The sequence below is a fragment of the Massilia sp. UBA6681 genome, assembly GCF_002454935.1.
Classification (GTDB): domain Bacteria; phylum Pseudomonadota; class Gammaproteobacteria; order Burkholderiales; family Burkholderiaceae_D; genus Telluria; species Telluria varians.
This window is the reverse complement of the sequence record NZ_DKJX01000098.1, coordinates 276,047-285,648: the sequence shown is the minus strand read 5'-3', so window position 1 is coordinate 285,648 and position 9,602 is coordinate 276,047. Positions and strand designations below refer to the sequence as shown.

Annotated in this window: 11 protein-coding genes; 5 read left to right on the top strand and 6 right to left on the bottom strand. The window is 65.0% G+C overall.

What is annotated here, in order from left to right:
- The 4 genes from B2R83_RS19200 to B2R83_RS19185 all read right to left on the bottom strand — a co-directional run.
- On the bottom strand, positions 1 to 1,134 hold a 1,134-nt coding region (locus B2R83_RS19200; RefSeq protein ID WP_349681066.1), incomplete at its 3' end, for a DUF6600 domain-containing protein.
- A gap of 135 nt (positions 1,135 to 1,269) precedes the next feature.
- The gene (locus B2R83_RS19195) at positions 1,270 to 1,920 is read right to left on the bottom strand and encodes a LysE family transporter (protein WP_292044203.1); all 651 of its coding nucleotides are present in this window, start codon (positions 1,918 to 1,920) and stop codon (positions 1,270 to 1,272) included.
- A gap of 103 nt (positions 1,921 to 2,023) precedes the next feature.
- Entirely contained in the window at positions 2,024 to 2,308 is a 285-nt protein-coding gene (locus B2R83_RS19190; RefSeq protein ID WP_027864703.1) for an HU family DNA-binding protein, read from the bottom strand.
- 88 nt (positions 2,309 to 2,396) lie between these two features.
- Positions 2,397 to 2,618 carry a BrnA antitoxin family protein gene (locus B2R83_RS19185; protein ID WP_292044202.1) on the bottom strand — a complete coding sequence of 74 codons (222 nt, stop codon included), beginning with the start codon at positions 2,616 to 2,618 and terminating at the stop codon, positions 2,397 to 2,399.
- A gap of 198 nt (positions 2,619 to 2,816) precedes the next feature.
- Here B2R83_RS19185 and B2R83_RS19180 point away from each other — a divergent pair, with 198 nt between their 5' ends.
- From B2R83_RS19180 to B2R83_RS19170, 3 genes are all read left to right on the top strand, one after another.
- Positions 2,817 to 3,755, top strand: coding sequence for a DUF808 domain-containing protein (locus B2R83_RS19180; protein WP_292044201.1), 939 nt, complete (start codon positions 2,817 to 2,819; stop codon positions 3,753 to 3,755).
- 341 nt (positions 3,756 to 4,096) lie between these two features.
- The gene (locus tag B2R83_RS19175) at positions 4,097 to 4,384 is read left to right on the top strand and encodes a carboxypeptidase-like regulatory domain-containing protein (RefSeq protein ID WP_292044200.1); all 288 of its coding nucleotides are present in this window, start codon (positions 4,097 to 4,099) and stop codon (positions 4,382 to 4,384) included.
- The gene (locus tag B2R83_RS19170; RefSeq protein ID WP_307189340.1) at positions 4,381 to 7,008 is read left to right on the top strand and encodes a TonB-dependent receptor plug domain-containing protein; all 2,628 of its coding nucleotides are present in this window, start codon (positions 4,381 to 4,383) and stop codon (positions 7,006 to 7,008) included. Before B2R83_RS19175 ends, B2R83_RS19170 begins: the two co-directional genes overlap by 4 nt.
- Positions 7,009 to 7,051: 43 nt before the next feature.
- Here B2R83_RS19170 and B2R83_RS19165 read toward each other — a convergent pair whose 3' ends face one another.
- Positions 7,052 to 7,264, bottom strand: coding sequence for a hypothetical protein (locus B2R83_RS19165; protein ID WP_292044199.1), 213 nt, complete (start codon positions 7,262 to 7,264; stop codon positions 7,052 to 7,054).
- Positions 7,265 to 7,285: 21 nt separating this feature from the next.
- A complete protein-coding gene (locus B2R83_RS19160) occupies positions 7,286 to 7,759 on the bottom strand; it encodes a hypothetical protein (RefSeq protein ID WP_292044198.1) in 474 nt (157 codons plus the stop codon).
- Positions 7,760 to 7,808: 49 nt separating this feature from the next.
- Here B2R83_RS19160 and B2R83_RS19155 point away from each other — a divergent pair, with 49 nt between their 5' ends.
- Positions 7,809 to 9,107: an SDR family oxidoreductase gene (locus tag B2R83_RS19155; RefSeq protein WP_292044197.1), complete on the top strand. Its 1,299-nt coding sequence runs from the start codon at positions 7,809 to 7,811 to the stop codon at positions 9,105 to 9,107.
- A complete protein-coding gene (locus tag B2R83_RS19150) occupies positions 9,108 to 9,572 on the top strand; it encodes a DUF2269 family protein (protein WP_036216897.1) in 465 nt (154 codons plus the stop codon).
- Positions 9,573 to 9,602: the final 30 nt, after the last annotated feature.

Genomic DNA, 9,602 nt, shown 5'->3' with positions numbered 1-9,602 from the left:
GCGGTCGCGGTCGCGGCGGTCGCCGTCCTTGCGGTCACGCCAGCCCCAGGAGTTCAGGCGGCGCAGGCGCTCGTCCGACAGGCGGTAGTGCGGCACGTAGTGGTCGCGCGGGCCGAGCGGGTACCAGCCGGTGGCCGGGCGCGAACCGTGCTGGTGGAAGCTCGCGCTCCAGCCGCTGCCGCCGACCCAGCCGACCAGCGCCGGCGCCCAGATCGGACGGCGGCCGTAGTGTTCCTTGCGGCCCGGGGCCCAGGCCCAGCGGTTCTTCACGTGCACCCAGCGGCCGTAGTGGAAGGGCGCATAGCCCCAGGGCGCATTGTCGACCCAGGTCCAGCCCCAGGGGGCGATCCAGGTCCAGCGGCCGTCGCGGTAGGGTACCCAGCTCGAGGTGACCGACGGGATCCACAGCGGACCGTACTCGATGTCGTCCTGCCAGATGCCGTGGCGGTCCAGCTCTTCGTAGCCGGTCATCTCGGTGGTGACGTACTGCGCCGAGCGCGCACCGTCGAGCTCCCGGTCGCGCCCCAATGCCCAGTCGTCGAAAGCGTCGCGTTGCGCCTGCAATGTGCGCACGTCGTCGTCGCGCAGCTCGGCGCTGCGGCCGGCGCGGATGGTCAGGCTGGCGCCGCCGCCATCGACCTGGGCCTCGCCATCGAATACGCTGACCACGCTAGTATCGCGCACGCGCTCGGCGTCCACGCGCAGGCGGCCGGGTTTGAGCATGCGCACGCGGCCCTGGGGCGTGCTCAGTTCGAATTCCGGCAGCACGTCCTCGCTCAGGATGCGGATGCTGGCGCTGCCGTAGTGCAGGCGCAGGCGCAGGCTGTCGTCGTCCAGTTCGCTCACTTCGAGCGAGCTGTCGCCGTCGATGCGGATCGCGGTCGAGCCGATCCGCACTTCGGTGCGTCCGTTCGGTTCGGTGGTGATCAGGTTGCGGCTGGTGACCGGCCAGTTGACCAGGGCGGCAGTGGCGGACTCGCCCACGTCGCCGCTGATGCTGACCTTGCCCTGGGCCAGCGAAACGCGGCCGACGCGGCCCGGCGGCTCGGTCTCCAGCGTGCCCTGCGCCAGGGCGGCAGTGGATAAAGCCGTGAGCGCGAGCATCACGGCGGTACGGGCGAATCGCTTGTTCATGGGGGCTCCGCTAGGTGGACGAAGGACGGCTACCTGATTACAACGCACAAAAGCGTGCGGGGAATACGCAACTTACAGAAAGTTTCAACTGCTGAGTGACAGATACACAAGCAGCGGCAGCGGCGCATCGTCTCCTCAGGCGCGGCGGCCCGGTTCAACGAGGAACAGCAGGGTGCCCATCACCACCAGCACGGCGCCGAAGATGCGGTTCTGCAGCTTCACGGCGCGCACGTCGCGCAGGAAACGCTGCATCATGGATGCCATGCCGGCATAGCCGTGCATGACGATCGAATCGATGGTTACCATGGTCACCCCGAGGATGGCCAGCTGCGGCAGCAGCGGCGCTTTCTGGTTGATGAACTGGGGCAGCACCGCGACCATGAAAATGATGCCCTTGGGGTTGGTGGCATTGGTGAGAAAGCCGGTCATCACGCGCTTGCCGAAGCCCGGGTGGGCGGGCAGGCCGGCGCTGCTCACCGCGCCGGCATCGGCGGCCGGCGCCGCCGGCGCGCGCCACTGCGCGATGCCCAGGTAGATCAGGTACAGCGCGCCGACGATCTTCACCGCGGTAAACGCCACCGAAGACGCCAGCAGCAGCGAGCCCACCCCGGCGCCGGCGATCACCAGCACCAGGATCAGGCCGAGCTGCAGGCCCAGCACGGTAGCGCTGACTTTCTTCAGGCCATACGCGAGGCCGTGCGACATCGACAGCACCGCGCCGGAACCGGGCGAAATGGCGATCAGGGAACCGGCGATGACGAAGGCGATCCAGGTAGCGAAGCTCATGCTGCTAGGGGAAAAGGAAGGGAAAGGGGGAGGAGGGTAATGCAAAACGGGCCAGCGCGCGCGTCCGGATCAACCGGAGCGCGGCGCAAGGCCAGGGTACTGCTTACTTCTTCTTTGGGTTGACAGCTGCTTTCAGCGTCGCACCGGCAGCGAAGCGCGGGGTCTTCGATGCTGCGATCTTGATGACATCGCCGGTTGCCGGGTTGCGGCCCTTGCGCGCAGCGCGCTTGGTGACCGAGAAGGTGCCGAAGCCGGTGATGCCGACCGTGTCACCCTTCTTCAGGCGCTCGGTGATGATCTCGATGATCGTGTTGACGGCGGTGTTGGCAGCCGCGCCGGACATCTCGGTGCGCTTCGCGAATTCCGCGATCAGTTCGCCTTTTTTCATAAGTCCCTCCGGGGTTAAAAGAGCGGGAAGATTAGCACAAAAGAATTGCTCTATGTAATCCCGTCCGGAGGCGAAGCGACGCGGAGCCTCAGGCCAGGCTGTTTTCCACGCTCGGCGCCGCCAAGCGGTGGCGCAGGGCGGCGTTGATCAGGGTCTGGTAACCGGTGCCGCAGCGTTCCGACAGGTTGCGGAATTCGTTCAGGACTTCGTCGTCGAGGTAGATCGTGATGCGGGTCTTGCGTTTCGGCGGACGGGCACGGCGCACTGGTGCCGCGATCTGTGCTGCTTGCAGGGTCGATTCGGTATTCATGGCATCTCCTTCGGTGGCGAGGCTGCAGTACCGCAGCCAACAGCCTGCACTATACGTACGCGATTTTCCGGATGCCCGGCAAAAGCGACGAGATGCAGATTTACGCGACTGAAATGCATAAAGCCGCGCTGAACCGTGTGACCAGCTTTACGGGCTCAGGTAAGATGTGGCGAACTTGACATGATTGGAGCATGAACAATGGCTGCAGGCAGTTTGCTAGCATTACTGGACGATATCGCGACGATCCTCGACGACGTTGCGGCGATGAGCAAGGTGGCGGCGAAGAAGACCGCCGGCGTGCTCGGCGACGACCTGGCGCTCAATGCGCAGCAGGTCACCGGCGTCAATGCCGAGCGCGAATTGCCGGTGGTGTGGGCAGTGGCCAAGGGCTCGTTCAAGAACAAGGCGATCCTGGTGCCGGCGGCGCTGGCGATCTCGGCCTTCGTGCCCTGGCTGATCACCCCGCTCTTGGTGATCGGTGGCGCCTTCCTGTGCTACGAAGGTTTCGAGAAGCTGGCGCACAAGTTCCTGCACAGTAAGGAAGAAGACGATCAGCGCCGTGCCGAGCTCGCCGCTGCCGTGGCCAACCCGGCGGTGGACATGTGCGCGATGGAAAAGGAGAAGATCAAGGGCGCGGTGCGCACCGACTTCATCCTGTCGGCGGAGATCATCGTGATTGCCCTCGGCACCGTGGAAAACGCGCCGTTCAGCCAGCAGGTGCTGGTACTGACCACGATTGCGCTGGCGATGACGGCCGGCGTGTACGGCCTGGTGGCCGCCATCGTCAAGATGGACGACGCCGGCCTGTCCCTGAGCCAGAAGGCCAGCGGCCTGGCACGCGGCACCGGCAAGTTGCTGCTGGCTGCCGCGCCGAAGCTGATGAAATTCCTGTCGATCGCCGGCACCGCGGCCATGTTCATGGTCGGCGGCGGCATCATCGCCCACGCCTGGGAGCCGCTGCACCACTTCGCCGAAGGCGCGGCGCAGGTGACGGCCGGCGTGCCGGGCGTCGGCGGCGTGCTGGCGGCGATCACCCCGACCATCGTCGATGCACTGGCCGGCGTCGTGCTCGGCGCCCTCGTGCTGATGGTCGTGACCCTCGTGCAACGCATGCGCGGCAAGAAAGCCGCCCACTGATCAAGCAGGGCGGGACCACAGGCAGTCCACTGGACCAGATTCCGCCCTTCCTCCTCCCATGGCCGCCCCGGCCAGTCGCCCTGCATACAAACGCCAGGCCGCACTGCGGCCTGGCGCTTCCCCGCGTCAAAACGCACTCACGGTGCATGATATTTACAAAACATGCTGTGTAAATAGATAACTATTTGACAAATTGCCAGCATGGATACTCCGCCAATAAATCATTCGCGGTAGCAATATGTTGACCGCGACTGATAAAACAATGTTTATAACAACCAGGAGCATCTATGCGTTTCTCATCCGGGCGCTGTCAGCTTAGCGCCGCCGCAATTGCAGTTGGCATGTTGATTTCCTCTGTCGCCATCGCGCAGAGTTCCGAAGGCTCGATTTATGGCCGCGGCAAGCCCGGTGACAAGATCACGATTACCAGCATCGAGAATGGCGCGACGCGCCAGATCACCGTCGATGCGAACGGCACCTATACCGCTGCCAAGCTCCAGCCGGGCTCGTACCGCGTCGAAGGCGGCGGCATCACCCGCGACGTGAACGTGTCGATCGGTTCCGGTACCGCGGTCGACCTGGGAGGCGACACCGTGGCACGCGTGGTCGTGCAGGTAGCCGCAGCCTGATCGACACCTCGACCGCGGAAACCAGCACCGTCTTCACCGCCGACCAGATCGCTGCGCTGCCGGTGGCGCGCGACATCAACGCGATCGCGATCCTGGCCCCGGGCGTGGTCCGGGGTGACCCGGACCTGGGCGGCGGCAGCCTGCCGTCTTTCGCCGGCGCATCGGTTGCCGAAAACGGCTACTACATCAACGGCTTCGACGTCACCAATATCCGTAACTTCCTCTCGTATTCCAACCTGCCGTTCGAAGCCATCGGCGCGCAGCAGGTCAAGAGCGGCGGCTACGGCGCCGAGTACGGCCGTTCCCTGGGCGGCGTGATCAGCATCGTCACCAAGCGCGGCACCAACACCTGGAAGGGCGGCGCTTCGGTCTATTTCTCGCCGGAGTCGCTGCAGGCCAGCGGCCAGAACCTGCTCGATCTCGATCCCGACAACGCCAAGTACAAGGTCTTCCGCAAGTACAACAAGCAGACGGACCTGAACGCCAACGTCTATGCGGGCGGCCCGATCATCAAGGACAAGCTGTTCGTCTTCGGCGTACTCGAAGGGCGCCGCGATACCACCGACACCTTCCTGCAGAACCGCAGCACCGAGACCAAGTCGACCCAGCCGAACGGCATGATCAAGGTCGACTTCACGCCGAACGAGACGCACCGCCTCGAGTTCACCGGCATCAGCAACAAGAGCAAGACCGACTACATCGACTATGTCCATGCCGAAGGCCAGGAATGGGCCACCAGCCACGTCGGCACGCCAGGCACCGGTACGATCGAATCCGGCGGCCACACCCTGATCGGCAAGTACACCGGCTACCTGACCGACAACTTCACGCTGTCGGCCCTGGTGGGCGCCGTCGACGACAAGCAGCCGAGGACCACCGGCTACCGCGTGGCGGCCCTGGACTGCCCGACCGTGTACGACGTCGACGTCAACAAGCTCGGCTGCTGGAACGAACCCTTCCTGCTGAGCGCCCGTGACCCGAACGCGCCCAAGTTCGACGAAGACAAGCGCCGTGCCTTCCGCATCGACGCCGACTGGACCATCGGTTCGCACTCGCTGCGCGGCGGTGTCGACTCGCAGAAATTCACTTCCAGCCAGGCCGGCGACGCCTTCTCGGGCGGTATCTACTGGCGTTACCTGCGCAGCACCACCGGCGCCGTCAACGGCGTGGCCAATGCGGTGGCGCCGGGCTCGCTCTACGTGCGCGGCCGCACGGTCACCAGTACCACGGGCGAATTCGAAGTCCAGAACGATGCCTACTACATCGAGGACAACTGGAAAGTTACGGACAACCTCCTGCTGTACGGCGGCATGCGCTGGGAATCCTTCGATAACATGAACGGCGAGGGCGTCAGCTTCGTCGAGGCCAAGAACCTGAAGGCGCCGCGCCTGGGCTTCTCGTGGGACGTCAAGGGTGACGCCACCACCAAGCTGTACGGCACCCTGGGCCGCTACTTCATCCCGGTCGCGTCCAACACCAACATCCGCGCCACCCGCGGTGAATATTCGGTCGACCGCTTCTACCGCTACACCGGCATGGACCCGGTCACCGCCGCCCCGCTTGGCCTGACCGAAGTCGGTACCCCGCTGGTCAATGGCGACGGCAAGCTGCCGAATCCGGCCACCGTGGCCGACATGAACCTCAAGCCGATGTCGCAGGACGAGCTGATCCTGGGCTTCCAGCAAGCGGTGATGAAGGGGTGGAACTTCGGTGCGCGCGCCGTCTTCCGCAAAGTCAACAACGGCATGGACGATTACTGTTCTCACTCGGCATTCCAGCGATGGGCTGAAGACAATGGTCACCCGAACTTCGATTCGGGCACCATGGCGCAGTGCATGATGGTCAATCCGGGCGAGGACGTCACGCTGCAGGTCGATCTCGACAACAACGGCAAGCTGGTGCCGGTTACCTTCCCGGCTGCCTACATCGGCCTGGAGAAGTACACCCGCAAGTACGCGGCGCTGGAGTTCTCGCTGGACCGTCCGTTCGACGGCAAGTGGAGCCTGAACGCTTCGTACACCCTGTCGAAATCGAAAGGTTCGGCGGAAGGCTATGTGAACTCGGTCATCAACCAGGAAGACGCAGGCGTGTCGCAGGACTTCGACTTCCCGTCGTTGACCCATGGTTCGGAAGGCTACCTGTCGAATGACCGCCGCCACGTGCTGAAAGCCTTCGGCAACTACATGCTCAACGAGCGGATGCGCCTGGGCTTCAACGCCACCGTCGCTTCCGGCCGTCCGATCAGCTGCATCGGCTACGTGCCCTACGACGCGTTCGACTACGACGACGCCTCCGGCTATAACGTCGCGTCCTCGTACTACTGCCTGAATGCGCAGGGCAAGAGCGAGCTGCATAACCGCGGTACCTTCGGCCGCACGCCCTGGAGCTCGTCGCTGGACATGTCCTTCGCCTACCTGCCGAAATTCGGTACGCACAAGCTGACCCTGCAGGTCGATGTGTTCAACGTCTTCAACTCGCAGAAAGTGACCGAGGTCGACGAGCAACGCGACTACAGCCGTGCCACTACCAGCGACGTGGAGGGCCGCCTGAACCTGAACTGGCGCCGTCCGACCTCGTCCCAGACGCCGCGTGGCGTGCGCTTCACGGCACGTTACGAATTCTGATGCTTTCCAATCAGTGATTCGAGGCCGCCTTCGGGCGGCCTTTTTATTTCCGCGTCAGGCCGATATCGGCCCACTGCCAAGGCGCAGCGACGCGCGTGCATCGCGCACGCTCCAGGCAAACGCGCCCAGGGCCATCGCGCGCCGTGACCAGCAGTTCACCGGCGAACAGCGCCGCGAACAGGAATTCGTGGTTGATCACCACGTCGAGGAAGCCGATGACCCCGTGCACTATTAACGCATAGACATAGGGCGGCACGTTTTCTCTGCCTGCTCTAGACTACTTGCGACGCATTAGCGCGGCGCCCGCCGCCAGGCCCAGCGCAAAGCCGGCATACACGACGGCCAGCGAAGGCTTGGACAGGTGCTTCTCGTAGCCGGGACGGAAGCGCCTGGGCGTCAGCTTGTAGTCGGCGAAGCAGGCGAAGGCCGAGGTGGCCGCCGCCGCGGTCAGCATGCCGACCGGCGTATTGCGGTCGAGATACTTGCCGGCGAAGCGCTCGAACAGGATCGACCAGAAGGTGGCGCTGGCATGGTGGATCAGGTAGCCCGGCACGGTGTAGCGCATGGACGGGCCGCTGTGGCGCGCCGCCTTGTCGCCGTAGAGCCAGTGGCTGACCGCATTGGTGGGCGCGTAGGCGCTGCCGACTTCCTTCTTGCCGAGGACCGCCAGCGCCACCGTCGACAGGATGCTGGAGGTGGCGCCGCCGACGAGGCCGCGCTGTAGTGCCGAGTTCCAGGCTTGCGTTTGCATAGGGTCCTCTTGATCGGGTTACACTTGAATTGCGTGAAAGGAAGCATGGATGCGGATCTTGCTGACGGGAGCCAGCGGTTTCATCGGACAACACCTGCTGCAGGCATTGCTGGCCGAAGGCCACCACGTCGTCTGCGCGGTGCGCCGGCCCAGGAGCAGTACGGAACCACGCCTCGCCTACATCCATGCGGACTTCGTCCAAGATACCGATAAATCCGTCTGGCTGGCGCGCTTGAATCAACTGGGCGGCATCGACGTGGTGATCAACACGGTCGGCATCTTCCGCGAAAGCGGCAGCCAGACCTTCGAGCGCCTGCACACCGAAGCGCCGCGCGCCCTGTTCGCCGCCTGCGCTGAATCGCACGAGGTGCAGATGGTGATCCAGCTGTCGGCCCTGGGCGCCGACCGTGCCGCCGACACCCGCTACCACCTGTCCAAGAAGGCGGCGGACGACTACCTGGCCTCGCTTCCCGTACGCGCCTACATCGTCCAGCCCTCGCTGGTATACGGCAGCGAGGGGACCAGCGCCAGGGTGTTCCGCACCCTGGCCAGCATGCCGCTCACGCTGCGCTTCGGCAGCGCGCCCCAGCTGGTGCAGCCGATCCACATCGACGACCTGGCGGCGGCCGTCATCGGCCTGCTCAAGCACCGCCTGCCGCTGCCGCCCGCTAACGGCACGGCCCTGCGCGTGCCCCTGGTCGGCCCCCAGGCGATGCCCTTCACCGACTATCTGCAGGCGCTGCGCACAAGCATGGGAATGGGGCGCCAGCCGGTACTGCGGCTGCCCGGCGCGCTGGCGCGCCTGATGGCGAAGTTCGGCCGCGTGCTGCCAGGCGGGCTGCTCGACGAGGAGGCGCTGCGCATGCTGGACCGCGGCAATGCCGGCGACGTGTCGATGACGACCCAGCTGCTCGGCCATCCGCCGCGCCCGGTACAGGAATTCATCCGCAATCCCGGCGCCGAGCGCACCCAGGCCAAGCTGGGCTGGCTGCTGCCGGTCCTGCGCCTGTCGATCGTGGCGGTGTGGATCATCACCGCGATCGTCTCCTACGGCCTGTACCCGGTCGAGGCCAGCTACGATCTGCTGGCCCGCACCGGCATTCCGCCGGACCTGCAGCCCCTGATGCTGTACGGCGCCGCCACCTTCGACCTGGCGCTGGGCCTGGGCATCCTGTTGCTGGCGCGGCGGCGCTGGCTGTGGCTGGCGCAGCTCGGCCTGATCGGCTTCTACACCGTCGTCATCGCCGTCAAGCTGCCGGAATTCCTGCTGCATCCCTACGGGCCGCTCACCAAGAACCTGCCCATGCTGGCGGCCATCTGGCTGCTCTACGAACTGGAGGAAAGATAAATGGACTACGTCGTCGTCAAATGGCTGCACATCCTGTCGTCCACCTTCCTGTTCGGCACCGGCATCGGCTCGGCCTGGTACATGCTGTTCGCCAACGTCAGCCGCGACGTGCGCGCGATCGCCGTGGTGGCGAAGTACGTGGTGGTGGCCGACTGGCTGTTCACGGCGACCACCGCGATCGCGCAGCCGCTGACCGGCTTCTACCTGATCCACCTGGCCGGCTACCCGCTGCACAGCAAGTGGATCATGTGGTCGATCACGCTGTACGTGCTGGCCGGCGCCTGCTGGCTGCCGGTGGTGTGGCTGCAGATCCGCATGCGCGACATCGCCCAGGAGGCGGCGCGCACCGGCACCGAACTCACGCCGCAGTACTGGCGCTACTTCCGCATCTGGGTCACGCTCGGCGTGCCGGCCTTCATCGCCTTCGTGGTGATCTTCTGGCTGATGGTGGCCAAGCCGATGTGATTCACTGATCCGATCATCTTGAGGAGAACC

Excerpts from the sequence above, each read along its gene's own strand:
- B2R83_RS19150 (WP_036216897.1), top strand. The coding sequence starts at position 9,108 with ATGGACTACGTCGTCGTCAAATGGCTGCACATCCTGTCGTCCACCTTC.
- B2R83_RS19185 (WP_292044202.1), bottom strand. The coding sequence starts at position 2,618 with ATGAATACCGAATCGACCCTGCAAGCAGCACAGATCGCGGCACCAGTG.
- B2R83_RS19175 (WP_292044200.1), top strand. The coding sequence starts at position 4,097 with ATGTTGATTTCCTCTGTCGCCATCGCGCAGAGTTCCGAAGGCTCGATT.
- B2R83_RS19190 (WP_027864703.1), bottom strand. The coding sequence starts at position 2,308 with ATGAAAAAAGGCGAACTGATCGCGGAATTCGCGAAGCGCACCGAGATG.
- B2R83_RS19195 (WP_292044203.1), bottom strand. The coding sequence starts at position 1,920 with ATGAGCTTCGCTACCTGGATCGCCTTCGTCATCGCCGGTTCCCTGATC.
- B2R83_RS19160 (WP_292044198.1), bottom strand. The coding sequence starts at position 7,759 with ATGCAAACGCAAGCCTGGAACTCGGCACTACAGCGCGGCCTCGTCGGC.
- B2R83_RS19180 (WP_292044201.1), top strand. The coding sequence starts at position 2,817 with ATGGCTGCAGGCAGTTTGCTAGCATTACTGGACGATATCGCGACGATC.
- B2R83_RS19155 (WP_292044197.1), top strand. The coding sequence starts at position 7,809 with ATGCGGATCTTGCTGACGGGAGCCAGCGGTTTCATCGGACAACACCTG.